This window comes from Salipiger thiooxidans, from assembly GCF_900102075.1.
GTDB classification, from domain to species: Bacteria; Pseudomonadota; Alphaproteobacteria; order Rhodobacterales; family Rhodobacteraceae; genus Salipiger; species Salipiger thiooxidans.
The window spans coordinates 159,049-183,132 of sequence record NZ_FNAV01000012.1 but is presented as its reverse complement, the minus strand read 5'-3'; the positions used below and the strand labels follow the sequence as shown (position 1 = coordinate 183,132).

Sequence of the window (24,084 nt, the reverse complement as noted above, 5' to 3'; positions counted from 1 at the left end):
TAGGGTACGAACAAACGTTTTTCCAACATTTTCTTCCGGAAGTTGTAAGTCGCCCGCATCTTTTTGCGAAATTGTCTCAGACCGCCGAGAGCGCCCCGAGAATGTCCGCCACGAGGTCCTCGGTCGCCTCGATCCCCACCGACAGGCGGATCATCCCGTCCGAGATTCCGAGCGAGGCCCGTTGCTCGGGCTTGAGCCGCTGGTGCGTGGTCGTCGCCGGGTGCGTGGCGATGGATTTCGCGTCCCCGAGGTTGTTCGAGATCAGCACGATTTCGAGCGCGTTGCAGAAGGCGAAGGCCGCCTCCTTGCCGCCCTCGATCACGAAGGAGACCATCGTGCCCCCTGCCCCGCCGAGCTGGCGCTGCGCCAGATCGTATTGCGGATGGGTGGGCAGGCCCGGGTAGCTCACCGCGGTGACCTTGGGATGCTCGCTCACCGCCTCGGCGATGGCGCGGGCCGAGGATGCCTGCGCGCGCACCCGCAGGTCCATGGTCTCGAGACCCTTGAGCATGATCCAGGCGGTGAAGGGGCTCATGGCCGCGCCAGTGTGCTTGAGGTAGGGCTCGACCGTGCCGCGGATGAACTCGCGGCTGCCGAGGATCACCCCGCCAAGCGCCCGGCCCTGGCCGTCGATGTGCTTGGTGGCCGAGTAGACCACCACGTCGGCGCCCTGCTCGATGGCGCGCGAGAACACCGGGGTCGAGAACACGTTGTCCACGATCACCACGGCACCGGCCGCATGGGCGAGCGTCGCGACGGCCTCGATGTCGACCATCTCGAGCGACGGGTTGGCCATGCTCTCGAAGAACACCGCGCGGGCGCCGGGGGCCAGCGCCTCTTCCCACTGGGCGCGGTCGGCGCCGTCGACGAAGACCACCTCGACGCCGAAGCGCGGCAGGATGGTCTCGAGGATGTAGAGACACGAGCCGAAGAGCGCGCGGGCCGCGACCACCCGGTCACCGGCCTTGAGGCACGAACTCAGCGCACCGTTGACCGCCGCCATGCCAGAGGCGGTGGCAAAGGCGTCCTCGGCACCCTCAAGCAGCGCGATGCGCTTCTCGAACATCGCCACGGTCGGGTTGCCGTAGCGGGCATAGATGTACTCGTCGGGCCCCGCCTGGATGAACCGCGCCTCGGCCTGCTCGGCGCTGTCGTAGGCAAAGCCCTGGGTGAGAAAGATCGCTTCGCTCAGTTCGCCCCACTGGCTGCGCTGGGTGCCGCCGTGAACCGCCTGCGTGCGTTTGCCCTTGGTCGTCATCGTCTCGTTCCTCTGTGCGGCGCCCCTCGCCGCAAATTGAAAAAGCCCCGAACGCGGTCAAGCGAAAGGGGCTTTCGGCTGACCTCTTTAGCGGAATGTTTAACGTGGCCCGCAATCCGGTAACAAAGCGCCACGCAGCGGCCATTACGCCGCGAAGCCCCTCACGTCAAGCTGGGGGTGCGGGCGGCGGCCGCGCATTCAAGCGTCCGTTACAGCTTTGCGGCCATAACACGCCGGTGGCCGCGCACCGGCTGTTGTCTTTCCACCGTGCAGCAGCCCATCATGTGGTGGATTGCGACGACTTTGGTTTCAACGGGACGATCATGGACGGATTCCTCTTCCAGGCCTCGGTGTATCTGGCGGCTGCGGTGATCGCGGTGCCGATCGCCGCGCGACTCGGTCTCGGCTCGGTGCTGGGCTACCTGCTGGCGGGGATCATGATCGGCCCGGTGCTGCACCTCGTCGCCGCCACCGAGGACCTGCGCCACTTCGCCGAGTTCGGGGTGGTGATGATGCTCTTCATCATCGGGCTCGAGCTTGAGCCGAGGGCGCTGTGGGACATGCGCCACCGGCTGGTGGGGCTGGGCGGGTCGCAGATCCTGCTGACCACGCTGGCGGTGATGGCCGCGGCCATGGCGCTGGGGCTCGGCTGGAAACCGGCGCTGGCCTCGGGGATGATCTTCGCGCTCTCATCCACCGCGATCGTGCTGCAGAGCCTCAGCGAGAAGGGGCTGATGCAGTCCTCGGGGGGCAGGTCCGCCTTCTCGGTGCTGCTGACGCAGGACATCGCGGTGATCCCAATGCTGATCGTGCTGCCGCTGCTCGCCGGCGAGGCGGTGATGACGCTCTCGCCCGACGGCTCGATCCAGCGCCCCGAGACCGAGCTCGACGGCCACCACGGCCTGTCGCTGGTCGACGGGCTGCCCGGCTGGGGCGTGGCGCTGGTCACGCTGGCGGCGGTGGCGCTGATCATCGTGGCGGGCATCTACGGCGCCCGGCCGCTGTTCCGGCACATCAACTCCGCCCGCCTGCCCGAGATGTTCACCGCCGTGGCCCTGCTGATCGTCGCGGGCATCGCCTTCCTGATGGAGCTCGTCGGCCTCTCGCCCGCGCTCGGCACCTTCCTCGCGGGCGTGGTGCTTGCCAACTCCGAGTTCCGACACCAGCTCGAGTCGGACATCGAGCCCTTCAAGGGCTTGCTGCTGGGGCTCTTCTTCATCACCGTGGGCGCGGGCGTGGACCTCGGCGCCTTCATGCGCGAGCCGCTGACACTCCTCGGGCTGGCGCTGGGGATGATGCTGCTCAAGGGCGCGATCCTCTTCGGCCTCGCGCATGTGTTCCGCCTCAAGCCGCGCAGCCGCTGGCTGTTCGCGCTGTCGCTGGCGCAGGCCGGGGAATTCGGCTTCGTGCTGATCTCCTTCTCGCTGAACCTCAACATCTTCAGCGAGGAAATGGGCCAGCGCCTGCTGCTCGTGGTCGCGCTGTCGATGCTGATCACGCCGCTGCTCTTCATCCTCTTCGACTGGCTCTCCACCCGGGTCGAGGAAACCCGCGACGCCCAGCCCGCCGCCGACAAGGTCGAGGCCGAGGGCCCGATCATCATCGCGGGCATCGGGCGCTTCGGGCAGATCGTCAACCGGCTGGTGCAGAGCTCGGGCTTCCGCACCGTGGTGATCGACCACGACATGAAGACCATCGAGCTGATGCGGCGCTTCGGCTACCGCGGCTTCTTCGGCGACCCCACCCGGCCCGAGCTGCTGCACGCGGCGGGGATCAAGGATGCCAAGGTGATCGTGGCGGCGCTCGACGACCCCAAGGCCACCACCAAGCTGGTGCGCTTCGCCCGCCGGATGCGCGACGACGTCTTCATCGTAGCGCGGGCGCATGACCGCACCCACGTCTACGAGCTCTACCAGGCGGGCGCCGACAAGATCGTACGCGAGATGTTCGACAGCTCGCTGCGCGCCGGTCGCTACGTGCTGGAGGAGGTCGGGATGACCGACTACGAGGCCGCCATCGCCGAGGAGACCTTCTACCGCCACGACCGCACCACAGTGCAGGAACTGGCGAAGCTCTGGGATCCGAACATGCCGTCTTCCGAGAACGAGGCCTACATCACGCGCGCCCGCGAGCTCGAGAAGGAGCTCGAGACCGCGCTCTACACCGCCCTCTCGGAAAAGCGCGACGACGTGGCCTGAGCCCCTGCGCGGCCCCGCCCGGATGGACGGATGGGCTTGCGGCCGGGCCGACGAACGGGCCCGAGGTCATACGTGGGACGCTTGAAGCCCGGAGACTGAAGCCTGTGGACCGGGCACCGGGCAACTGTCTGCCTTGGCCCCGGCGTGGGCAACCGGCCCGTGCCCGCAGCCCCGGGGCGGACAGTCGGAGCCTGCCCCGGCCCCGACCACGCGGACAAGAAAAAAGCGGACCCCGGGGCCCGCTTCCTTCGATCTTCGATGCCGTGCCGGTGAGTCGGCTCAGGCGGCGCGCAGGCCGAGAACCTCGTCCACCTGGCGTGCGGCGGCAACCTCGTCGCCGCCGCTGACGGCCGCGACTTCGCGGGTCAGACGCTCGAGCGCGGCCTCGTAGAGCTGACGCTCGGAATAGCTCTGCTCGCGCTGGTCGTCGGCGCGGTGCAGGTCGCGCACGACCTCGGCGATGGCGATCAGGTCGCCAGAATTGATCTTCTGTTCATATTCCTGCGCGCGGCGGGACCACATGGCGCGCTTCACCTTGGCCTTGCCCTTGAGGGTCTTCATGGCCTGGCTCACGACGTCCGGCGAGCTCAGCGAGCGCATGCCGATTTCGCTGGCCTTGTGGGTCGGAACCCGCAGGGTCATCTTGTCCTTCTCGAAGGAGATCACAAACAGTTCCAGCTTGATGCCGGCAATTTCCTGCTCTTCGATCAACACGATCTGACCCACGCCATGAGCGGGATAGACCACGTAGTCGTTCGGGCGGAATTCGTTCTTCTTGGTCTTGGTCGTCATATGCAACAGAGTCCTCAGCAGCCAAACCACACCACACAGCGACAGAAAAGACGGACGGATATGCGGTGCATTCCGTTCGCCTGGAACCGACTGGTATTCGATTATGTCATCGGGCGCAGGTATCCCTTGCCCCGTGTGTGTGGCCTTGTCATGTGTGTTATACACTTTACCACATTTGCGCCTCGTTTCCCAGAATCTTGGCGGAAACAGGGAAACCCGGGAAATTCAACAAGTTGCCTCTACGTGTTAACGCAAACGCAACCAATTTCCCGACGAATGCGCGAATCGGTTCTCAGCCGCCCTCGCCGGGCGCCTCGGAGAAGTACTTGTCGAGCTTGCCGGGTTCGCCGTCGCGGTCCTCGTATCCGGGCATCGGCTCTTTCTTCGAGATGATGACCGGCCACATTTCGGCGTACTTGCGGTTGAACTCGACCCACTTGTCCATGTCCGGCTCGGTATCGGGCCGGATCGCGTCTGCGGGGCACTCGGGCTCGCAGACACCGCAGTCGATGCACTCGTCGGGATGGATGACGAGCGTGTTCTCGCCCTCGTAGAAACAGTCGACCGGGCACACTTCGACACAGTCGGTGTACTTGCAGGCGATGCAGTTCTCAGTGACCACGTAAGTCATGGCAGTCCATCCGTCAGGGTCTTGCGATATCCGGCCTAGCTAGACCACGGCGCGCGATCATTCAAGCACATCCCGCTGCTTGTCGAGCGCGCGGCGGTCACGTTTCGTCGGACGCCCCCCGCCCTCGTAGCGCGGGGTGGCGGCCATCGGGGCCTCGTCGGTGCCACGGGGCCGCGGCGGATCGAGGTCCTCGTAGAGCGTCTGCGCCTCCGGCGCGGGGCCGCGCCGCTCCCCCAGCGCCACGACACGGATGACCCGTACGTCGCGTCCCTGGGCGAAGGTGAGCACGTCCCCGGGGCCGACGGCGAAGGCGGGCTTCGCCACCGACGTCCCGTTCACCCGCAGCCCCGAGGCAACGACCTTGGCCGCCAGGCTCCGCGTCTTGAAGAAGCGGGCCTGCCAGAGCCACTTGTCGATGCGCAGCTTTGCGGGACCGCCCGTCACTTACGACTTGCTCTTGAACCCCATGAGGGCCGCTGCGAAGGGGTTGTCGGGATCGATCTTCTGCTCTTTGCGGGGGCGCGACTCGTAGGTCTTGGGACCCTTGTCGCCGCGATCGCCCTGCGGCTTGCCGCCCTTGCCCTTTTTGCCGCCGCCGCCCTTGCCCTTGGGCGCACCGCCCTTTCCACGGGCGCCGCGCTGGCCGTCGCGCTCACCGCGCTCGCCACCACGGGCTCCGCCGCCGTCACGCTCGCGGCCGCCTTCGCGACGCGGGCCGCGGTTGCGGTTGCCGCCCCAGGTGAAGGTGTAGAAGACCTCGATCTCCGGACCGGCCAGAGCCTCGTCCGGTGCCGAGCCCGGCAGGATCTCTTCTTCGGGGGTCTCGGCGATGCCGTCGTCGACAGCGACCGCTTCGGGGTCCTCGTCGACCGGGGCGATGCCCTCGTCGGCGATGGTCTCGGTGCCCGGCACCTCGTCCGCAGCCACCGGCGTCTCGGCCGGATCGGCCATCGCGGCGGGCGTCGCCTCTTCTTCGCGCGCAGCGTCGAAGACGGGCTCGTCGGCGCCCGGCTCACCCGTGGGCTCGGAGGTCTCGGTCACCACCTCGTCGGCGGCGCGCACCTTGTTGCGCTCGGCCTTCTCGGCACGGTAGCCCAGCCCGCCCATGAGGTCGGCGAACTGCTCGAGCGTCATGCCGGTGATCGACAGCATGTCCGGGTTGGCCTCGAAGCCGCCACGGCTGTCCTGTGCGCGCAGCAGGTCGGCGAGACGCTCGAGCATGTCGATGCGGATCGAGCGCTCGCCCGCCGGACGGTAGCCGGCCAGCGTGTAATGCTGCATCGGCACGTCACGGATGTTCGGAACGGTCACCAGACCCGGTGGCGGGGCCTCGGGGAAGCTGTCGAGATCGTTCGCCAGCGACCACAGCACCAGGCGCAGACGGGTCGGCGCGGGCTTCAGCAGCAGCGGCATGAAGATCGTGTACTGGCCGAAGCGCATGCCGTGCTTGCGCAGGGCGCCGCGGGCTTCCTGGTCAAGCTGCTTGACCTCGTCCGCCACTGCGTTGCGGGGGATGATCCCCATGTTCTCGACCATGCGGAACGCGAAGCCGCGCGCCAGGCCGTTCAGCGTCTCGTCGCGCTGCAGGTTCAGCAGCGGTTCGAACAGCGCCGCGATCTTGCGGTCGATGAAGTGCTGTAGACGGCGCTCGACCTTCTGGATCACGTCGGGACCCGCGATGTCGTCGACGAACGCCACCACGCGCGGTTTCATCGGATCGTCGCCCTTGGCGAGCTTGCCCACCGCCTGATCGCCCCACATGAGGCCACCTTGCTCGGTGAAATCGATCTCGGTATCGGGCGCGTTGTAGAACCGGTCCGCCCGCAGGTGGAAATGCGGCGCCAGCGCCTGCAACGACGCCTGTTTCAGCGTCTTGGCTTCCTGCCCGGTGGCATTCTGATCCTGACGGAACCGGAATCCCTCGAGTCGACCGACGAATTCGCCTTCGACGGTCACTTCACCCTTGTCGTTCACCTCGGCCAAGAGGGCCTCCTTCTGCTTCAACCGGCGAAGCAGCACTGAGGTCCGCCGGTCAACAAATCTTTGAGTCAGCCGCTCATGCAAAGCGTCGGACAGTGCGTCTTCTACAGCGCGGGTCGCCTCGCGCCAATGGCTTTCGTCATCGACCCACGAACGGCGCTGAGCCACGTAGGTCCATGTGCGGATATACGCCAACCGTTTCGACAGGGTATCAATATCACCGTCGGTCCGGTCGATCCGCTTCACCTGCCGGGCCATGAAGTCCCTCGGGATCTCGCCGCGCTCGTGCAGGTGCTGGAAGATAACCTGCAAGAGGCCTGCATGTTCCGCGTGACTGATTCCCCGGAAATCGGGGATCCGGCACACGTCCCACAAGAGCTGCACCGAGCGCGGGTCCGAGGCACGGGCCATGATCTCGGCCTCGTTGCCCAGCGACTTCAGCACCTGCAGGTCGTCGGCCTCGCGCGCCTTCATCAGCCATTCGTTGTTCGGGCTCTTCTCAAGCGACTCGATCAGCGTCCGGATCGAGCCGAAGCGCAAAGCCGGGTTGCGCCAGTTGAGCTTTCGCAGCGGCGTGAAGCTGTGGGAGGTGATCGCCTCGACCCAGTCGTCGGGGATCTGGCCCGCGTCGCCGGTGGTCCCGAAGGTGCCCGGCTTCATCCCGCGCCCGGCCCGGCCGGCGATCTGCGCCAGCTCGTTGGGCTGCAGCTCGCGCATGCGGCGGCCGTCGAACTTGGTCAGCGATGAAAAGGCCACGTGGTCGATGTCGAGGTTGAGCCCCATGCCGATGGCATCGGTCGCCACGAGGTAGTCGACCTCGCCGTTCTGGTAGAGATCCACCTGCGCGTTGCGGGTCCGGGGGCTGAGCGCGCCCATGACCACCGCGGCCCCGCCCTTGGTGCGGCGGATGAGCTCGGCGATGGCGTAGACGTTGTCGACCGAGAACCCGACGATGGCCGAGCGCGCCGGCATCCGGCTGATCTTCTTCGAGCCCAGGTAGGACAGCTGGCTCATGCGCTCGCGCCGGATGAACTCGCAGCCCTTCACCAGCGCCGCGATCGGGCCGCGCATGGTGTCGGAGCCGAGGAACAGCGTCTCGTGCAGCCCGCGCATCCGCAGCAGCCGGTCGGTGAAGACGTGGCCGCGCTCGGGATCGGCGCAGAGCTGGATCTCGTCGATGGCGACGAAATCGCAGCCCATGCCCTCGGGCATGGCCTCGACGGTACAGACCCAGTACTGGGCCCGCGCCGGAACGATGCGCTCCTCGCCGGTGACCAGCGCCACCACCGAGGGACCGCGCGCCGCGACGATCTTGTCATAGACCTCGCGCGCCAGCAGCCGCAGCGGCAGGCCGATCATGCCGGTACGATGACCGAGCATCCGTTCGATGGCGTAGTGGGTCTTGCCTGTGTTGGTCGGGCCGAGAACGGCCGCGATCCGTGCGCTCTGGGGCATGTTGCCGCCCTGTTCTTTCTGTCAGGCGTTCAGATGGAGATGCCCTGGACCTTGCCAGCGAGACGCTCGAGCGCCCCGGTCACCTCTTCATCGAACGGTCGAAGCTCCAGTACCTTCGCATAGGCCTCGTACGCAAGCGCATCGTTGCCAAGCTGGTCGTGGATCGCGGCGACACCGCGCAGGGCCCCGAAATGCACCGGGTTCAGCGCCAGAACATGCTCGAGCGCGTCCATCGCCGGGCCGAACATCTCGACCTGGTAATAGGCGAGCGCCAGCGCGTGCCAGCCCTCGGCGAATTGCGGCGCATGATCGGTGAGCGCGGTGAGATGGCCGATGGCGGCATCGGTCTCGTTGACCTCGAGCGCGTCGCGGCCCCGCTTCAGCAGCAGGTCCATCGCGGCCGAGCCGGATTTGGACCACTCCATGTAAAGGGCCTTTTCCAGCCGCTCGGCCTGCGCGGCGGACTCGGACGCGGCGAGTTCCTCGAGAAGCTCACCGGCACGATCCTGCGCAAGCGCGGTGTCGGGTAAGGAAAACATGACTGTGGCCGCGAATGCCGCCACGATACATTTGCGAAAGGGTCGACGCATGCTCATAGCTTCCAAGTGTAACCCGAGTCTGCTGGAAAGCCAGCACAGGATTTCGTGAAGGAAGGAACACTATGAGCGAAGTTGTCAGCAAGGCCGTGGAGGCCCTGAACGCAAAGCTGGACGGAGAGGGATTCGACGGCGTGGCCAAGTTCGTCATTGAAGACGAGGGCAGCATCATCGTGGACGAGAACGGCGCCCGTGCGGGTGACGACGATGCCGACGTGACGCTCAGCGCCGACACCGACACCTTCCAGCAGATCATCGAGGGCGACCTGAACCCGACCGCGGCCTTCATGTCGGGCCGGCTCTCGATCGACGGGGACATGGGCGCCGCGATGCGCCTGGGTGGAGTGCTTTCGTAACATGCTTCTGGACGCGCCCTTCTACGCCGAGCTCGCCGAAGGCCCCGAGGGCGCGCGCGCCTACTGGATCGGCACGCAGGACAACCTGCGTGTCCGTATCGCCCACTACCCCGGCCCCGGGGATGCACAGGGCACCGTCCTGATGTTCCCCGGCCGCACCGAATATTGCGAGAAATACGGCCGCGTCGCCGCCGATTTCGCCGAGCGCGGCTTTCACACGCTGACCATCGACTGGCGCGGCCAGGGGCTGGCGGACCGCATGCACGAGGACCCGCGCGCCGGGCACGTGAACCTGTTCCAGGACTACCAGTATGACGTCTCGGCCATGCTCGACGCGGTCGACCTGCTCGAGCTGCCACAGCCGCTGTTCCTTGCGGCGCATTCCATGGGCGGCTGTATCGGCCTGCGCGCGCTGGTCGAGGGCCTGCCCGTGGCCGCTGCGGGCTTCACCGGCCCGATGTGGGGCATCCGCCTTGCCGCCGCCCTGCGCCCCGCCGCCTGGGCGCTTGGCTGGGGCAGCGCGCGGGTCGGGCTCGACCATATCTATGCGCCCTCCACCGGCCCCGACAGCTATGTCGCCACCGGGCTCTACGAGGGCAACCTGCTGACCACCGACCGCGGCGGCTGGACCTACATGCAGCGCCAGGTGACCGAGATCCCCGAGCTGCAGCTTGGCGGGCCGTCGCTGCGCTGGCTGCACCAGGCGCTGGCGGAATGCCTGGCGCTCGCCCGCCTGCCCGCCCCCGACCTGCCCGCCATCGCCTTCGTCGGCAGCAACGAGCGCATCGTCGACGTGCCCCGCATCGTCGCCCGCATGACCGCCTGGCCCGGCGGACGGCTCGAGAGGGTGCAGGGCGGCGAGCACGAGGTGCTGATGGAGGACGCGGTGACCCGCGGCCGCATCCTCAGCCAGATGGCGCAGGTCTTCGAGGACGCCGCCCGCAGTGCGGACGCCGCCGCCCGCTCGGCCTGAGCTTTCCCGCCCGGCGCGCCGCGCTAGCTTCGGCTGCATGGGCGACGTTCTGACCTTCACCGACAGGGGCATCTACTGCCCGGCAGGGGATTTCCACATCGACCCCTGGCGCCCGGTGGCGCGCGCGCTCATCACCCACGGCCATTCCGACCACGCCCGCCCCGGCCATGGCGCCTATCTCGCCACCGATGCCGCCACCCCGGTGATCCGCCACCGGCTGGGCGAGATCGCCATCGACACCATCCGCTTCGGCGAGACCCGGCGCATCGGAAGTGCCACGGTCAGCTTCCACCCCGCCGGCCACATCCCCGGCTCGGCGCAGGTCCGGGTCGAGGTCGGCGGCGAGGTCTGGGTGGTCTCGGGCGACTACAAGCTCGCCCCCGACGGGCTCTGCGAGACCTTCGAGCCGGTGCGCTGCCACGCCTTCATCACCGAGTGCACCTTCGGGCTTCCGGTCTTCAAGTGGCGCCCGCAGCGCGAGGTCGCCGCCGACATCAACCGCTGGTGGGCCGCCAACGCCGCCGAGTGCCGGGCCTCGATCCTCGGCGCCTATTCGCTGGGCAAGGCGCAGCGGCTGCTGGCGCTGCTCGATCCGGCGACCGGTCCGATCCTCACCCATGGCGCGGTCGAGAACACCAACGCGGTGCTGCGGGCCCAGGGCTACGCGCTGCCCGACACCACCCACGTGACGCCCGAGCTCGACCTCAAGGCCCATCCCGGCGCCATGGTCATCGCCCCGCCCTCGGCGCTCGGCTCGAACTGGGCGCGGCGCTTCGGCCCCGCCCGCACCGCCGTCGCCTCGGGCTGGATGCGGCTGCGCGGGGTGCGCAGGCGGCGCGGCGCCGATCGGGGCTTCGTGCTCTCGGATCACGCCGACTGGGACGAGTTGCACACAGCCATCCGCGAGACCGGCGCCGAGAGGATCTTCGCCACCCACGGCTACACCGAGATCTTCGCCCGCTGGCTGGTCACGCAAGGCTTCGACGCACAGGTTGTCCCGACCGAGTTCGGCACCGCCGAGGACGACGCCGAGGACGCCGCATGAAGGCCTTCGCCGAGCTTTTCACCGCCATCGACCAGAGCACAAAGACCACGGTGAAGACCGCGGCGCTGGCCGAGTATTTCCGCACCGCGCCCGAGCCCGACCGGCTCTGGACCGTGGCCCTGTTCTCCGGCCGCCGCCCCAAGCGCGCGGTGACCACGACACAGCTTCGGGAATGGGCGGCAGAGCGCGCCGGCGTGCCGCTCTGGCTGCTCGAGGAATGCTACCCCATCGTGGGCGATCTCGCCGAGACCATCGCGCTTCTGCTGCCGCCGCCCGGGCGCGGCAGGGACCGCACGCTCACCGCCATGCTCGAGGCGCTCTCGGACCTGCCGAACCGCGACCTCGAGGCCCGTAAGGCCTTCATTCTCGAGGCGTGGGACGGGCTCGACGAGACCGAGCGCTTCCTCTTCAACAAGCTGATCACCGGCGGTTTCCGCATCGGCGTCAGCCGCAAGCTGATGACCCGCGCGCTGGCGCAGGCCACCGGGCAGGACGAACCGGCGATGGCGCTGCGGCTGATGGGCGACTGGACCCCGCAGGGCACCACGTGGGACCGGCTGGTGGCGGCCGACACGCCCGAGGCCGACGACAGCCGCCCCTACCCGTTCTACCTCGCCTACCAGATCGACGCCGGCCCCGAGACGCTGGGCGCTCCCCGCGACTGGCTGGCCGAGTGGAAATGGGACGGCATCCGCGGCCAGCTCATCCTGCGCGGCGGCAGCCACCACGTCTGGTCGCGCGGCGAGGAGCTGATGACCGACCGCTTCCCCGAGCTCGCCCGCGCTCTCGACTTCCTGCCGCCGGGCCATGTCTTCGACGGCGAGCTGGTGACCTGGGACGGCACCCGGCCGCTGCCCTTCAACACGCTCCAGCAGCGCATCGGGCGCAAGACGGTGCCCAAGAAGCTGCTGCGCGAGGCGCCGGTGGTGATGCTGGCCTACGACCTGCTCGAGGCCGATGGTCTCGACATCCGCGACCGGCCGCTCTCCGAGCGCCGCGCGCGACTGGATGCGCTGCTCGAGGGGCTGCCCGCCGACGCCCCCGTGCTGCCCTCGCCCCGCGTGGCCTTCGACAACTGGCAGGCGCTGGCCGAGACCCGCGCCACCGCCCGCGAGCGGCGCGCCGAGGGGCTGATGCTGAAACGCCTCGACGCGCCCTACCTCGCCGGGCGCAAGAAGGGCGACTGGTGGAAGTGGAAGCTTGACCCGCTCAGCGTCGACGCGGTGATGATCTACGCCCAGCAGGGCCATGGACGACGCGCGAACCTCTTCACCGACTTCACCTTCGCGGCGTGGGACGGCAACGAGCTCGTGCCCTTCACCAAGGCCTATTCCGGCCTCACCGACGCCGAGTTCAACGAGATCACCAGCTGGGTGCGCCGCAACACGCTGCAGCGTTTCGGCCCGGTGCGGCAGGTGCGGCCCGAGCTGGTCTTCGAAATCGCCTTCGAGGGCATCCAGCCGAGCCCCCGCCACAAGTCCGGCCTCGCCCTGCGCTTCCCCCGCATGGCCCGCTGGCGCCGCGACAAGCCCGCGCAGGAGGCCAACACGCTGACCGACCTGCGCGACCTGCTCGCCGCGTGGGGGTGACGGCCCAAGAGACACCCTCAAGGGCAACCTGCCGCCATCCGCCGCGAGGGCAACGGGCACAAGGAGAACGCGCCCGCCACCATGACACCGAACACAGCAAAGACGCGCCATTGCGGCGCGCCTTCCGGTCGGGTCGTCAGCCGCAGGAGGCCTCGAGGCCGACCATGCCGCCGCCGATCCCGGTCACCGTGAGGGTGCAGGCGGCGTCGCCCGCCTTGACCTCGACCGAGGCGCCGGGCTCGACGGTCTGGGTCTGCACCCCGTTCACCGCGATCCGCGCTGAGCTGCCGTCGGATGCCACGCCCGACACGAAGACCCGCAGCTTGCCGTCCGCCAGCACCGCCACCGCGCCAGGGCGGGTGCCGTTCTCGGGCGCTGCCGTCTCGCCCCCGGCCTCGCCGCCGCCTGCGGCCCCTGCGCCCTCTGCCCCGGCCTCGGCGGCATCGCCCTCGGCCCCTGCGGCATCGCCCCCGGCCCCGGCGGCATCGCCCTCGGCCCCTGGGGTCTCTGCCCCGGCCTCCGGCGCGCTGCCGCAATCCGAGCCCAGCGTGACCTTGCCGTCACTCAGCCCCAGGACCGAGACCGAACAGCTGCCCTCGCCCTGCGGCACCCGCGCCGTGCCGCCCGAGCCCAGCTCGGCCGTGGTGCCGTTCACCACCAGCCGCACCGCGCCGCCCTGCCCGTCGAGCCGAGCGACGAAGGCCCGAACCGCGCCATCGGCGAACATCGCGGTCTGCCCCACCGCCAGCGGCTCGGTCACCGTCATGCCGCCCGCGGCCTCGCCTGCGCCGCTGCCCCCGGCCTTGGCTGCCACCGCCGCGGCGGCCATCTGCGCCGCCTCCTGCATCCCGCCCGAAAGCTCCGACAGCGCCGAGCGCAGCGTGTCCGCCTGGGTTTTGGCGCTGTCCGACATCGCCTCCATGCGCGAGGCCATCTCGGCCTTCATCGCCTCCATGCGCTCGCCCAGCCTGGCGGCGAGATCGTCGCTGCCCGAGGACTCGGCGAGACGAGCCTCCAGCGCGCCGATCCGCTCGGACAGCGCCGCGAGCGCCTCCTGCTGGGTCGATGCGGCCTGCTGGGCGGCCTCCCGGCCCGGCGCCAGCGCGTCGGCCACCGCCTCGTTGATGCGGCTCCCACTGGTGGCACTGCCGATGGCGATGCCGCCGATGAATCCCAGGATGATCCCGCCTGCTCCGAATAGAAATGGTGCATGTGACATTGTTCAATTCCCCTCCGACCATTGAAAAAATGCTGGCACCGTCCCCTCCCAGGCGGGCCCTTCCCCGAGCTTAGCCAATTCCCGCGAGCGATCCACGGCTTTCCCGGTCGGCGGTGGCGATACTTCCGTCGTAACTGCCCGGACCCCGCCCGATGCGGCCCGATGTGCCCCGAAACAGGCGATTCCGGTGCCAGAGGTTGCCATGCCCCCACCCCGAGCCCTATGTCATTGGGACATTCGCCTGTGAGGACCCCATGACGACCGCCTTTCCCCGTTCCCTCCCCGTCTTCGACGCAAACGCCTCGGCCAAGGGCCGCGATCTCGGCGACCTGCCGGAGTGGGACCTGAGCGATCTCTACACCGCCCCCGACGCGCCCGAGCTGAAGCGCGACCTCGACTGGCTCGAGGACGCCTGCGCCCGGTTCGCGGCCGACTACGAGAGCCAGCTCGCCGGGCTCGACGCCGCGGGCTTCCTCGAGATGGTGCAACGCCACGAGAAGATCGAGACCGTGGGCGGGCGGCTCATGTCCTACGCCGGGCTGCGCTACTACCAGGCGACCACCGACGCCGAGCGCGCCAAGTTCCTCTCGGACCTGCAGGAGAAGGTGACGATCTACACCACGCCGCTGGTGTTCTTCACCCTCGAACTCAACACCATCGAGGATGACGCCTACGCCGCGCTCTTCACCGCCAGCGACGAGCTCGCCCGCTACAAGCCCGCCTTCGACCGCATCCGCGCGATGAAGCCCTACCAGCTCTCCGACGAGCTCGAGCGCTTCCTGCACGACATGGGCGTGGTCGGCGACGCGTGGATGAAGCTTTTCGACGAGACCATTGCCGGGCTCAGCTTCACCATCGACGGCGAGGAGCTACCGATCGAGAGCACCCTCACCCTGCTGACCGAGCAGGACCGCTCCAAGCGGGAGGCCGCGGCGCACGAGCTGGCCCGTGTCTTCGGCGAGAACATCCGCACCTTCGCCCGGGTCCACAACACCCAGGCCAAGGAAAAGGAGATCATGGACCGCTGGCGCGGCATGCCGTCGGCCCAGATGGGCCGGCACCTCAGCAACGACGTCGAGCCCGAGGTGGTCGAGGCGCTGCGCGACGCGGTGGTCGCCGCCTACCCGCGGCTGTCGCACCGCTACTACGAGCTCAAGCGCAAGTGGCTGGGTCTCGACGTCATGCAGGTCTGGGACCGCAACGCGCCGCTGCCGATGGAGAGCGACCGCATCGTCGGCTGGGACGAGGCGCGCAAGACCGTGACCGACGCCTATGCAGGCTTTGACCCGCGCATGGCCGAGATCGCCGAGCCGTTCTTCACCAAGGGCTGGATCGACGCCGCGGTGAAACCCGGCAAGGCGCCGGGCGCCTTCGCTCACCCGACGGTGACCGAGGTCCACCCCTACGTGATGCTGAACTACCTCGGCAAACCGCGCGACGTGATGACCCTCGCCCACGAGCTCGGCCACGGCGTGCACCAGGTGCTGGCGGCGGGCCAGGGCGAGATGCTGGCCTCGACGCCGCTGACCCTGGCCGAGACGGCGTCGGTCTTCGGCGAGATGCTGACCTTCCGCGCCATGCTCGACACCGCCAAGGACCAGAAGGAGCGCAAGGTCATGCTCGCCGGCAAGGTCGAGGACATGATCAACACGGTGGTGCGCCAGATCGCCTTCTACGACTTCGAGTGCAAGCTGCACGAGGCGCGTCGCGGCGGCGAGCTGACCCCGGACGACATCAACGCGCTGTGGATGTCGGTGCAGGCCGAGAGCCTCGGGCCGGCCTTCGAGTACATGCCGGGCTACGAGACGTTCTGGGCCTACATCCCGCATTTCGTGCACTCGCCCTTCTACGTCTACGCCTATGCCTTCGGCGACGGCCTCGTGAACGCGCTATACGCGGTCTACCAGGAAAGCCCGGAAGGCTTCGAGGACAAGTATTTCGACATGCTCAAGGCGGGCGGCTCGAAACACCACAAGGCGCTGCTCGCGCCCTTCGGCCTCGACGCGTCCGATCCCACATTCTGGGACAAGGGCCTGTCGATGATCGAGGGCTTCATCGACGAGCTGGAGGCGATGGAAGAGTGACGGAAGAGGATCTCGTCGGCGCGGTCAGGACAATCCTGGCCGCTCCGAAATGGCCCGGGATCGCGAAATACAACTTTTCCGTCGTGCATTGGCGCGAAGGCCCGAGACAGCACTTCGTATCGACTGGCTGGATCGCATCGGTCCTGGAAAACCCTGCATCCCTTGACAGTAGCAGCCAAACAGCCAGTTCAGCGGCGCGAGCAAGCCTCGAGCTCGGTCTGACCGAGCTCGACTATTCGAAGCTGAAGCTCGGCGCGCCGGGGTTCGATGCGGCTTTGCGCGCTTATGCCCTGAGCACTGCAGGATATTTTGGCGAAACGCCCCAGACGAGCATCGACCGGGTCGAAGGGTATCTTGCCGAGAAAGGCGAACAATTCGCATTCTGGGTGCATCAGAGCGATTACCGTTATCTCTCTGGTGATGCCCGGCTGTCTTAGAGGTCTTTTTTGGAGTCCAATCCGTGGCGGCGCCTGCCCCGATTCCTTGACAGACAGACCGGCCGACCCGACATGAGCTTCCCGTCGCACGTTCGCGTGGACGAAACCGAGGCAGACGAGAGATGAAACTCCCAGGGGCGTCCTCCAAGGGTCGCTCGTTCAGAACCAGACTGCGCCGCATGCTCGTGCATGTCCGGCGGCGGGTTCCGCCGGGCCTGCGGCTGGTCCTGGGGCTGCTGCTGATCTGCGGCGGCATCCTCGGCTTCCTGCCGATCCTCGGATTCTGGATGATCCCGCTGGGCTTCGCGGTGGCGATGCTGGACCTCGTGCCACTCTACCGCGCCGGCCTGCGCCGCGCCGGCATCGGCGCGGGCTCGCGACCCCTTCCCGAGGAAGAAACCGACGAGCCGCACCCGCCCTCCGAAAACCGGTGATTCCGCGGCGGGTCAAGGATGGCCGCAGGCCACCGCGCGCCCCGCGCGGCGCGCACAGTGCGTCCTTGAGGCGGCGGGGAATCGCCCCCGACCATCGGAAAGGCGCGCTGAGGGCAGACCTGCCCCTCAGCCGCCTCTCGGCAACTCGCGCCATCCCCAACCACACCCTGCCAAACCAACCCGTATCACACCAACACCCGCCACGGGAGCCAACCCGAGGACACGGCCACAGGCCGGGGACGAGACGACCTGCGCGGGCGCGCCTCGCGCCCGCACCGCCAGATCGGGGCACGCGATCACGTCACGCCATCCGGGGCGTCACTTGAGCTGGGAATCCTTCGAGCCGCGCCGGTTGATGCCCGAGCGCGCGCGGTAGGTGCCGTCGTGCTCCTGCTGGCAGTCGATGCAGAGCTTCACCCCGGGAATGGCGAGCCGCCGCTTCTCGGGGATCTCCTCGCCGCACTCGGCGCATTCCATGAGGCTCTCGCCCACCGGCGCCTTGCGCGCCCGCATGCGTTCGAGCTCGTCCGAGATCGACGCCTCGATCTGTTCGTTCACCGCTCCGTCGCGGCTCCAGCCTCCGGCCATGGCGCACCTCCTGACGGACCAGATTACGCCCCCGCGCCCGCGCTGACCAGTACCGATGCGCCCGCCCGCACGCAGCGCCGCGCCCATGCCACCCACGCCGCACCACCGATCCCGCCCATTGACCCGGCGCCATCCGTGCTATCTTGGCTGGAAAGGACCCGCCGCCATGCATCGCAGACAGTTCGCCCTCGCCACGCTTCTCCTCCCCCTGATCGCCTCGCGCATCGCGGCGGCGCCGCTGGCCGCCGCCCAGCCCTTCACCTTCGACAACATCGACGGCGGCACGCTGTCGCTGGACCAGTGGCGGGGCCGCCCGGTGCTGGTGGTCAACACCGCCTCGCGCTGCGGTTTCACCCCGCAGTACGACGGGCTGCAGGAGCTCTACGACCGCTACCGCGAGCGCGGGCTCGTGGTGCTCGCCGTGCCCTCGAACGACTTCCGCCAGGAGCTCGGCAGCAAGGCCGAGGTCAAGGAGTTCTGCGAGCTGACCTTCGGGCTCGACATCCCGATGACCACGATCACCCGGGTGCGCGGCGACGCGGCGCATCCGCTCTATCTCTGGCTCGCCGAGCAGGGGTTCGAGCCCTCGTGGAACTTCAACAAGGCACTGATCGGACCCGACGGCACATTCGTCGCCGACTGGGGCGCGACCACGCGGCCGATGTCCGAGGCCATCGTCTCGGAAATCGAGCCGCTGCTCGACTGAACCCCGGGCGCTTCCCGCGCGGGCCACCCCGGCAAATCACCCGGCACGTCCCGGCCCCCCGCCAGGCAAGGGCCCCGTCCAGCCCCGCATCAGGTCCCTACCGGCGCGCCTTGCGCCAGCCCGCGGCTTCTGCTTCCGCCCCGGAGCAGAACCAGCGCTCGCCCTTCGAGAGGCTGATGCGGGTGTCGTCGTAATACTGCTGCCCGGGCACGTGGTAGATGCGTTTGCCATCGCGCGAAACGTTGCCCTTGATCACGCAGCCCGCCGGAGCACTGGCGGCATTGGCCTGCGCGGCGCCGGCACGTGCCGCCGCCCGGAACGCCGCCGGCGACTGCACGCCCGCGCCGTGCAGCCCGCGCTCCTGCACCGCCGCGCCCTTCTCGTCGAGGTCGTAGTCCATGCCGTAGCGCCGGTAGGCGAAGGCCAGCCCGTCGCGCACCAACGCCCGGCCCACGTCCTCGCCATCGATCACGCAGGTCGCCACCACCCGGCCGTAGCGGTCGGTGTCGCGCTGTTCGCAGCGGGCGACGCGGCCCTCGTAGCGGACCCGGACCTCGTCCGAGACCCAGGCCCCGCAGGCCCACATCGGCACGCCGTCGCCGCCGCACATCTGCTCGGCCTCGGGGGCGTCGATGCCATGCAGCCGCACCCGCGTGCCGCCGACGTCGAAAGTGTCGCCATCGACCACGTGCACCGACCCCGACGGGCCGGCCAGCAGCGGCTGGGCCGCGGTGAGGGCCAGGAAAAACAGGGCAATACGGATCATGGTGCCGGAGTCCTCGATAACTCCGGCGCGGTCTAGGGGATCCGTTAAGAAAGGTTAACAGCCTATCGCAGGGCCACGCGCAACCCGTCCCGGCGCACGTTCAGTTCCGCCCCGCGAGCGCCAGTTCCATGTCGTGCACCGTGACCAGCAGCGCGGTCTCGTCGGTGCGCACCAGCCCCTCGGCCGAGCGCTGGGTGTCGACGATGGTCAGCATCACCACGAAGAGGAAGCCCGACAGCACGAAGGTTCGCCACGTAAGGTCGCGGCCGTTGCTGCCGTTGCGGTTGCCGAGCAGGAACAGCGACATCAGCGCCGCCGCCAGCAACATGCTCAGCACCACGTCCGAGACCGGATTCGACAGGTGCTCGACCCGGTAGAGATGGGCGTCGAGCGCGTCGTTCATCGCCCCCGCGACGAATCCCTTCAGCGGCGCGGGCATCGGGTCGGCGGTGGCCTCCAGCGTCAGCGGCCAGAGCTTCTCCTGCGCTGTCAGCGTCTCCTTGAGGAAGGCGCGGGCCTGCTCGGTGGTGGCAAGGCTGCCGTCCATCGGCAGAATGCGGCTGCGGCCATAGTCGAGCAGCGCCTTCTGCAGCTCGGTCCGGGCGGGCTCGGCGACGTAATCGGCGCGCAGGAAGGCGGTGCCGATGGCCGCGGCCTCGCCCACCACCGCCGCCTTCCGGGCCTGCGCGAGGTTCAGGGCATTGCCGAAGCTGAACGCCAGCAGCAGACCCAGGAGCGCGAGGATGGCACCGAGCGTGGTCTCGCCCACCACGTGCTCGATCTTGTTGTCTGCCGCCAGCAACCTCCGGCGCCGGTGGGCGCCGGTGCGGAAGCCGATCACCGCCGCCGCGGGCAGCGACAGGAACAGCAGCAGGGCGACCTCCGGCAGCGACAGCGCAGGCATGGCGATCTGGTTGTAGAGAGAGACGGGGTCCACAACGTCCATTCCGAGAATCCGAGTGAAGACAAGCGCATGTTGCCGGATGATACGTCGGATTGCGGACAAGGCTACAAGGATTGCGACAGCCCGCACCGTAATCTTGCGTGCGGGCAATCGCGCCACGGTGGCCCTGCCGTTGGGCGACGCGCTGGCAGGAGCCGGGCGCCGCCTCTGGACCACGCGCCCGCTGGCTTACTGGCGACACGCCATTGGGTACCCTGGCGCGGACGTCACGGCGACACGCCGGCGGCGACCAGGGCGCGGGCTCCGAAGGGTGGCACAGCCCAAGAGCAGCCCCCGCTCCGTCACCCGCGCCCGGTCACCGGCGCAGCCCGCGTGCCCTGCTCAGATCTCGAGCGTGCCCAACACCGCGTTCTGCGGCAGGCGGGCGATCTCCATGCCGCGCTCGGTGCGGCGGAGGTTGTAGCCGTAGCCGCGCATCCGGAACCGCCATTCGGTTTCGGAAAGCGACTTGTCACGCTCGCTCAGCAGGAAGCTGCGGATCTCGGTCAGGTCTTCGGCGGGCTTGGTCTCGGGATACATGTCACGCTCCAATCGTCTCCTCGCATGCCGGGAAGGCTGCGGGCCAATTGGGGCGAAACTGCGCTCAGGACGGGGATTTTTGTGGGACGGGAAACACTGCGTTTCCCCACTTCACCCCTGCGGCGGCGGCGCGGCGGTGGCGATGCGGCGCTTCAGCACCGCCTCGCGCCAGGTGATGAAAAGCACCGAGCCCATGATCACGGCGCCGCCTGCCATCACCCAGACGTCCGCCGGTTCGCCGAAGAACACCGCGCCGAGGAGCACCGCCCAGATCAGCTGCAGGAAGGTCACCGGCTGGGTGACGGTCACCGGCGCCGCCGCGAAGGCCAGCGTCATGGCGTAATGCCCGCCGGTCGCGAAGCAGGCAACGCCCACGAGGATGCCGAAATCCGTCAGCGAGGGTGTAACCCAGACCGCCAGCGCGAAGGGCAAGAGCCCCAGCGTCACCGACACCGACAGGAGCGCCACGACCACCGCCGCCGGCAGCTCGGCCGAGACGATCTTGGCCACGAGGTAGGAGACCGAGAACAGCGCCGCCGTCGCCAGCATGGCGAAATGGCCGGGGTCGAGCTCGCGGAAGCCCGGGCGCAGGATCAGCAGCGCGCCGGCAAAGGCCGCGGCGATGGCCATCATGCGGCGGATGGCGAGGCGCTCGCCAAGGACGAAGACCGCGAGGATGGTGATGTAGACCGGCGCCAGGTAGTTCATCGCCGTGACCTCGGCCAGCGGGATGCGGGTCATCGCGAAGAACCAGCAGATCACGCCCACGGTCTGCGCCGCTCCGCGCACCGCCGTCAGGCCCCAGAGCCGCGGCGTCATCTGCAGCCCGCGCAGATCGCGCCACGCCGGCAACAGCAGAACGAGGCCCAGCAGGTAGCGCAGGAAGGCGGATTCCGCCGCCGGAACGCGACCGCCCAGCATCTTCACGAGCGCGGTCACCGCAACGAAGCAAAGCCCCGTCACGACCATCCAGAGAACACCCCTGACAGGGGATTGAGCGTCGCGTGTCATGGCGAGGACCATTAGCCTGCCAACGAAGGGGTGCAAGCGGGAACCGCGCGGCACGGGGATGTGGCGGGCGGTCAGCGGGAACCGTCAGGCACGCGCGTTTTGGCGCGGGGCTTGCGTGAGCCGCGCGGCACGGGATTTGGCGGGCGGCCTGCGGCAACCCTGCTGCACGCGCGTTCTGGCGGAGGTCTCTCCCCGGATCACTGCCCCGAGGCCAGCCGCGCCGCCAGTGCCAGCATCACCGCCCCGATGCCGAGGTCGAGCACCCGCCACGCCGCCGGGCGCGCGAAAACCGGCGCCAGCAGCCTCGCCGCATAGGCCAGCGTGAAGAAGAACAGCACCGAGGCCGCCATCGCGCCCAGCGCAAAGCCGGTGCGGTCCTCGTACTGGGCCGAGACCGCACCCAGCAGCATCACCGTGTCGAGGTAGACATGCGGGTTGAGCCATGTCAGCGCGAGGCAGGTCAGCACCGCGGCGCGCAGGCTGCCGGCGGCGGCCCCGGCCCGAAGCGCGCCCTCGCCCAGCCATGCCGCGCGCCAGCTGCGCAGGCCGTACCAGAGCAGGAAGGCGGCGCCGACCCAGCGCATCGCGGTCTCGAGCCACGGCAGCGCGCCGGTGAGCGCGCCGAAGCCCGCGACCCCCGCCGCGATCAGCACCGCGTCCGAGGCGGCGCAGATCGCCGCCACCGGGAAGACATGCGCCCGCACGATGCCCTGCCGCAGCACGAAGGCGTTCTGCGCGCCGATCGCCACGATCAGCGACATCCCCAGTGAAAAGCCCGCCAGTGCCGCCTGCATGTGTCTCTCTCCTGCCCTTGCACTCGTGGTGCCGGCGGAGGTAGCAGCCGGCTTCAGATCAGGCTAGTTAAACGATCTGTATCTGGATAAGTTCTGCTAATGTCACACGACCCCGCCCAGCTGGCCGCGCTCGACGCGGTGCTGCGTCTCGGCAGCTTCGACGCCGCCGCCGGTGCGCTGCATGTCACGCCCTCGGCGATCTCGCAGCGGATCAAGGCGCTCGAAGACCGCGTCGGCACCGCGCTGGTGCTGCGCGGCGCCCCCTGCACCGCCACCCCCGCCGGTGCGCGGCTGGCGCGGCACGCCTCGGACATCGCGCTGCTGGATGCGGCGTTGGCGCGGGATCTGCTGCTGCCCGCCGCCCCGGCACGGCTGCGGCTGGCGGTGAATGCCGACAGCCTTTCGACGTGGTTCCTGCCGGCGCTGGCCGGGCAGGACCTGCTCTTCGACATCGCGCTCGACGACGAGACCCACTCCGCCGACTGGCTGCGGCGGGGCGAGGTCTCGGCTGCGATCACCGCCCATGGCCGCGCCGTACAGGGCTGTGACGTCCATCCGCTGGGACGGCTGCGCTACGTCGCGACCTGTGCGCCGTCCTTCCATCGCCGCTTTTTCGCCGAGGGCGTCACCGCCGCCGCCCTCACCCGCGCGCCGATGCTGCAGTTCAACGCCAAGGACCGGATGCAGCACGACTGGCTGCGCGAGGTCACCGGCGAGAACCTGTTGCCGCCGGTCCACCGCCTGCCCTCGTCGCAGGGCTTCGTCGAGGCTGCGCGGCTGGGGCTCGGCTGGGGGCTGAACCCCAAGCCGCTGGTGGTGAAGGCGATTGCCAAGGGTCTGCTGGTGCCGCTGATGCCCACCGCGCCGCGCGACGTGGCGCTTTACTGGCAGGTGAACCGGCTGGTGGCAGGGGCGCTTTCGGGGCTCACCGCCTCGGTGCGGCGGACCGCTGCGGCGGCGCTGATCCCCGACTGACGCAGGCCGGGCGGCTCAGCCGATGCTGCGCGCCAGCACCCGGCTGATGGTGGTGAAGCTCTCGCCGCTTTCCGCCGCCCAGCGGTCGAAGGCCTCCTGCACCGGCACCATGGCCTTGCGCGAGCCCGGGGCCTTGTCGATCACCCCCTCGGCCACGAGGCGGGCGACCACGTCGCGGCTCAGCAGGAAGCCGTCCTTGCCCATGCCGCGCAGCAGGTAGGCGCCGGTGTTGCCACCGAGCCGCGCGCCCTCGCGCTTGAGCCAGTCGAGCAGGCCGATGAAATCGCCCGCCGGCCAGTCCCCAACCCGCCGCCCGAAGCTGCCCGAGGCGGCGGCGGTCTCGCGGATGAAGACGGCGTTGTCGCGGATGGCGGCGATCTTGGGACCCGAGCGGATCACCCGCCGGTCGCCCAGCAGCGCGTCGAACCAGTCGTCCGACATCATCGCGCAGCGCCCGGTGTCGAAGCCGTGGAAGGCCTCTTCGATGCCGGGCCACTTGCTTTCGACCACGGTCCAGCTGATGCCTGCCTGGAAGATGCCGCGCGCCATGCCCGCGAGCCAGCGGTCGTCGGGGATGGCGGCGATCTCGTCGGCAGAGCGGGGCACCGGGGCATCGCCCAGCACCGCCTCGCGGCTGCCCTTGCGGTCGATGGCGATGGCGAGGATCTCTTCGAAACGGCGCATGGGGCTCTCCGCGTACGGCTCGGGCGAAGA

24 protein-coding genes and 1 riboswitch are annotated in these 24,084 nt (G+C 68.9%); of the genes, 10 read left to right on the top strand and 14 right to left on the bottom strand.

The genetic code is table 11. The features are described 5' to 3' along the window. Positions 1 to 76: 76 nt before the first annotated feature. Entirely contained in the window at positions 77 to 1,258 is a 1,182-nt protein-coding gene (gene metZ / locus BLQ77_RS18720; protein WP_089961966.1) for an O-succinylhomoserine sulfhydrylase, read from the bottom strand. Positions 1,259 to 1,324: 66 nt separating this feature from the next. Then, a riboswitch (SAM riboswitch) is annotated at positions 1,325 to 1,402 on the bottom strand. A gap of 179 nt (positions 1,403 to 1,581) precedes the next feature. Between metZ and BLQ77_RS18715 the strand changes: the two genes are divergently transcribed. Then, complete coding sequence (locus tag BLQ77_RS18715; RefSeq protein WP_040384490.1) at positions 1,582 to 3,456, top strand: monovalent cation:proton antiporter-2 (CPA2) family protein; 1,875 nt, start codon at positions 1,582 to 1,584, stop codon at positions 3,454 to 3,456. Between the two features lie 279 nt (positions 3,457 to 3,735). On the opposite strand, the gene BLQ77_RS18710 is transcribed toward BLQ77_RS18715, so the two are convergent. From BLQ77_RS18710 to BLQ77_RS18690, 5 genes are all read right to left on the bottom strand, one after another. Beyond that, entirely contained in the window at positions 3,736 to 4,248 is a 513-nt protein-coding gene (locus BLQ77_RS18710; protein WP_008884247.1) for a CarD family transcriptional regulator, read from the bottom strand. Between the two features lie 292 nt (positions 4,249 to 4,540). Then, the gene (fdxA, locus tag BLQ77_RS18705) at positions 4,541 to 4,879 is read right to left on the bottom strand and encodes a ferredoxin FdxA (RefSeq protein ID WP_008883864.1); all 339 of its coding nucleotides are present in this window, start codon (positions 4,877 to 4,879) and stop codon (positions 4,541 to 4,543) included. A gap of 57 nt (positions 4,880 to 4,936) precedes the next feature. Beyond that, the gene (locus BLQ77_RS18700) at positions 4,937 to 5,323 is read right to left on the bottom strand and encodes an Hsp15 family ribosome-associated heat shock protein (RefSeq protein WP_089961963.1); all 387 of its coding nucleotides are present in this window, start codon (positions 5,321 to 5,323) and stop codon (positions 4,937 to 4,939) included. Further along, positions 5,324 to 8,314, bottom strand: coding sequence for a helicase-related protein (locus BLQ77_RS18695; protein ID WP_089961962.1), 2,991 nt, complete (start codon positions 8,312 to 8,314; stop codon positions 5,324 to 5,326). It abuts the gene before it with no gap. Between the two features lie 29 nt (positions 8,315 to 8,343). Then, positions 8,344 to 8,853, bottom strand: coding sequence for a tetratricopeptide repeat protein (locus tag BLQ77_RS18690; RefSeq protein ID WP_008883956.1), 510 nt, complete (start codon positions 8,851 to 8,853; stop codon positions 8,344 to 8,346). 122 nt (positions 8,854 to 8,975) lie between these two features. On the opposite strand from BLQ77_RS18690, the gene BLQ77_RS18685 reads away from it, so the two are divergent. The 4 genes from BLQ77_RS18685 to BLQ77_RS18670 are packed head-to-tail and all read left to right on the top strand — an operon-like array spanning position 8,976 to position 12,873. Next, positions 8,976 to 9,266 carry an SCP2 sterol-binding domain-containing protein gene (locus tag BLQ77_RS18685; RefSeq protein WP_008886351.1) on the top strand — a complete coding sequence of 97 codons (291 nt, stop codon included), beginning with the start codon at positions 8,976 to 8,978 and terminating at the stop codon, positions 9,264 to 9,266. 1 nt (position 9,267) lies between these two features. After that, entirely contained in the window at positions 9,268 to 10,239 is a 972-nt protein-coding gene (locus BLQ77_RS18680) for an alpha/beta fold hydrolase (RefSeq protein WP_089961959.1), read from the top strand. Between the two features lie 37 nt (positions 10,240 to 10,276). Further along, the gene (locus tag BLQ77_RS18675; protein WP_089961958.1) at positions 10,277 to 11,284 is read left to right on the top strand and encodes a ligase-associated DNA damage response exonuclease; all 1,008 of its coding nucleotides are present in this window, start codon (positions 10,277 to 10,279) and stop codon (positions 11,282 to 11,284) included. Next, complete coding sequence (locus tag BLQ77_RS18670) at positions 11,281 to 12,873, top strand: ATP-dependent DNA ligase (RefSeq protein ID WP_089961956.1); 1,593 nt, start codon at positions 11,281 to 11,283, stop codon at positions 12,871 to 12,873. Before BLQ77_RS18675 ends, BLQ77_RS18670 begins: the two co-directional genes overlap by 4 nt. Positions 12,874 to 13,009: 136 nt before the next feature. On the opposite strand, the gene BLQ77_RS18665 is transcribed toward BLQ77_RS18670, so the two are convergent. Continuing rightward, positions 13,010 to 14,092, bottom strand: a complete 1,083-nt coding sequence (locus BLQ77_RS18665; RefSeq protein WP_089961954.1) for a hypothetical protein — start codon at positions 14,090 to 14,092, stop codon at positions 13,010 to 13,012. A 254-nt stretch (positions 14,093 to 14,346) separates the two neighbouring features. Here BLQ77_RS18665 and BLQ77_RS18660 point away from each other — a divergent pair, with 254 nt between their 5' ends. The 3 genes from BLQ77_RS18660 (at position 14,347) to BLQ77_RS18650 (ending at position 17,047) form a co-directional block, all read left to right on the top strand. After that, positions 14,347 to 16,176, top strand: coding sequence for a M3 family oligoendopeptidase (locus BLQ77_RS18660; RefSeq protein ID WP_089961951.1), 1,830 nt, complete (start codon positions 14,347 to 14,349; stop codon positions 16,174 to 16,176). After that, positions 16,173 to 16,613 carry a hypothetical protein gene (locus BLQ77_RS18655; RefSeq protein ID WP_089961949.1) on the top strand — a complete coding sequence of 147 codons (441 nt, stop codon included), beginning with the start codon at positions 16,173 to 16,175 and terminating at the stop codon, positions 16,611 to 16,613. The genes BLQ77_RS18660 and BLQ77_RS18655 overlap by 4 nt, the downstream gene beginning before the upstream one ends. Positions 16,614 to 16,792: 179 nt before the next feature. Further along, entirely contained in the window at positions 16,793 to 17,047 is a 255-nt protein-coding gene (locus BLQ77_RS18650; protein ID WP_089961947.1) for a hypothetical protein, read from the top strand. A gap of 318 nt (positions 17,048 to 17,365) precedes the next feature. On the opposite strand, the gene BLQ77_RS18645 is transcribed toward BLQ77_RS18650, so the two are convergent. Beyond that, the gene (locus BLQ77_RS18645; RefSeq protein ID WP_008884537.1) at positions 17,366 to 17,635 is read right to left on the bottom strand and encodes a DksA/TraR family C4-type zinc finger protein; all 270 of its coding nucleotides are present in this window, start codon (positions 17,633 to 17,635) and stop codon (positions 17,366 to 17,368) included. A 166-nt stretch (positions 17,636 to 17,801) separates the two neighbouring features. On the opposite strand from BLQ77_RS18645, the gene BLQ77_RS18640 reads away from it, so the two are divergent. After that, positions 17,802 to 18,341, top strand: coding sequence for a glutathione peroxidase (locus BLQ77_RS18640; RefSeq protein ID WP_089961946.1), 540 nt, complete (start codon positions 17,802 to 17,804; stop codon positions 18,339 to 18,341). Between the two features lie 97 nt (positions 18,342 to 18,438). Here the strand turns inward: BLQ77_RS18640 and BLQ77_RS18635 are convergent, their stop codons facing one another. The 5 genes from BLQ77_RS18635 to BLQ77_RS18615 form a co-directional block, all read right to left on the bottom strand. Then, positions 18,439 to 19,107 (bottom strand): thermonuclease family protein, encoded by a 669-nt coding sequence (locus tag BLQ77_RS18635; protein ID WP_089961943.1) that lies wholly within the window; start codon positions 19,105 to 19,107, stop codon positions 18,439 to 18,441. Positions 19,108 to 19,207: 100 nt separating this feature from the next. Then, positions 19,208 to 20,053, bottom strand: a complete 846-nt coding sequence (locus BLQ77_RS18630; protein ID WP_089961942.1) for a hypothetical protein — start codon at positions 20,051 to 20,053, stop codon at positions 19,208 to 19,210. 339 nt (positions 20,054 to 20,392) lie between these two features. Then, positions 20,393 to 20,590, bottom strand: coding sequence for a hypothetical protein (locus BLQ77_RS18625; protein WP_089961939.1), 198 nt, complete (start codon positions 20,588 to 20,590; stop codon positions 20,393 to 20,395). Between the two features lie 111 nt (positions 20,591 to 20,701). Further along, the gene (locus BLQ77_RS18620) at positions 20,702 to 21,613 is read right to left on the bottom strand and encodes a DMT family transporter (protein WP_089961936.1); all 912 of its coding nucleotides are present in this window, start codon (positions 21,611 to 21,613) and stop codon (positions 20,702 to 20,704) included. A gap of 185 nt (positions 21,614 to 21,798) precedes the next feature. After that, entirely contained in the window at positions 21,799 to 22,395 is a 597-nt protein-coding gene (locus BLQ77_RS18615; protein WP_089961932.1) for a LysE/ArgO family amino acid transporter, read from the bottom strand. A gap of 99 nt (positions 22,396 to 22,494) precedes the next feature. Here BLQ77_RS18615 and BLQ77_RS18610 point away from each other — a divergent pair, with 99 nt between their 5' ends. Next, positions 22,495 to 23,370: a LysR family transcriptional regulator ArgP gene (locus tag BLQ77_RS18610; RefSeq protein WP_089961929.1), complete on the top strand. Its 876-nt coding sequence runs from the start codon at positions 22,495 to 22,497 to the stop codon at positions 23,368 to 23,370. 15 nt (positions 23,371 to 23,385) lie between these two features. Here BLQ77_RS18610 and BLQ77_RS18605 read toward each other — a convergent pair whose 3' ends face one another. Further along, on the bottom strand, positions 23,386 to 24,054 hold the full coding sequence (locus BLQ77_RS18605) for a DNA-3-methyladenine glycosylase I (RefSeq protein WP_089961927.1): 669 nt from the start codon (positions 24,052 to 24,054) through the stop codon (positions 23,386 to 23,388). Positions 24,055 to 24,084: the final 30 nt, after the last annotated feature.

Bases quoted from the DNA above. Each gene is read 5' to 3' on its own strand.
- BLQ77_RS18605 (WP_089961927.1), bottom strand. From the start codon at position 24,054: ATGCGCCGTTTCGAAGAGATCCTCGCCATCGCCATCGACCGCAAGGGC.
- BLQ77_RS18615 (WP_089961932.1), bottom strand. From the start codon at position 22,395: ATGCAGGCGGCACTGGCGGGCTTTTCACTGGGGATGTCGCTGATCGTG.
- BLQ77_RS18675 (WP_089961958.1), top strand. From the start codon at position 10,277: ATGGGCGACGTTCTGACCTTCACCGACAGGGGCATCTACTGCCCGGCA.
- BLQ77_RS18665 (WP_089961954.1), bottom strand. From the start codon at position 14,092: ATGTCACATGCACCATTTCTATTCGGAGCAGGCGGGATCATCCTGGGA.
- BLQ77_RS18710 (WP_008884247.1), bottom strand. From the start codon at position 4,248: ATGACGACCAAGACCAAGAAGAACGAATTCCGCCCGAACGACTACGTG.
- metZ (WP_089961966.1), bottom strand. From the start codon at position 1,258: ATGACGACCAAGGGCAAACGCACGCAGGCGGTTCACGGCGGCACCCAG.
- BLQ77_RS18690 (WP_008883956.1), bottom strand. From the start codon at position 8,853: ATGTTTTCCTTACCCGACACCGCGCTTGCGCAGGATCGTGCCGGTGAG.
- BLQ77_RS18685 (WP_008886351.1), top strand. From the start codon at position 8,976: ATGAGCGAAGTTGTCAGCAAGGCCGTGGAGGCCCTGAACGCAAAGCTG.
- BLQ77_RS18640 (WP_089961946.1), top strand. From the start codon at position 17,802: ATGCATCGCAGACAGTTCGCCCTCGCCACGCTTCTCCTCCCCCTGATC.
- BLQ77_RS18610 (WP_089961929.1), top strand. From the start codon at position 22,495: ATGTCACACGACCCCGCCCAGCTGGCCGCGCTCGACGCGGTGCTGCGT.
- BLQ77_RS18650 (WP_089961947.1), top strand. From the start codon at position 16,793: ATGCTCGTGCATGTCCGGCGGCGGGTTCCGCCGGGCCTGCGGCTGGTC.
- BLQ77_RS18660 (WP_089961951.1), top strand. From the start codon at position 14,347: ATGACGACCGCCTTTCCCCGTTCCCTCCCCGTCTTCGACGCAAACGCC.
- BLQ77_RS18670 (WP_089961956.1), top strand. From the start codon at position 11,281: ATGAAGGCCTTCGCCGAGCTTTTCACCGCCATCGACCAGAGCACAAAG.
- fdxA (WP_008883864.1), bottom strand. From the start codon at position 4,879: ATGACTTACGTGGTCACTGAGAACTGCATCGCCTGCAAGTACACCGAC.
- BLQ77_RS18635 (WP_089961943.1), bottom strand. From the start codon at position 19,107: ATGATCCGTATTGCCCTGTTTTTCCTGGCCCTCACCGCGGCCCAGCCG.
- BLQ77_RS18645 (WP_008884537.1), bottom strand. From the start codon at position 17,635: ATGGCCGGAGGCTGGAGCCGCGACGGAGCGGTGAACGAACAGATCGAG.
- BLQ77_RS18630 (WP_089961942.1), bottom strand. From the start codon at position 20,053: ATGGACGTTGTGGACCCCGTCTCTCTCTACAACCAGATCGCCATGCCT.
- BLQ77_RS18715 (WP_040384490.1), top strand. From the start codon at position 1,582: ATGGACGGATTCCTCTTCCAGGCCTCGGTGTATCTGGCGGCTGCGGTG.
- BLQ77_RS18680 (WP_089961959.1), top strand. From the start codon at position 9,268: ATGCTTCTGGACGCGCCCTTCTACGCCGAGCTCGCCGAAGGCCCCGAG.
- BLQ77_RS18625 (WP_089961939.1), bottom strand. From the start codon at position 20,590: ATGTATCCCGAGACCAAGCCCGCCGAAGACCTGACCGAGATCCGCAGC.
- BLQ77_RS18695 (WP_089961962.1), bottom strand. From the start codon at position 8,314: ATGCCCCAGAGCGCACGGATCGCGGCCGTTCTCGGCCCGACCAACACA.
- BLQ77_RS18620 (WP_089961936.1), bottom strand. From the start codon at position 21,613: ATGGTCCTCGCCATGACACGCGACGCTCAATCCCCTGTCAGGGGTGTT.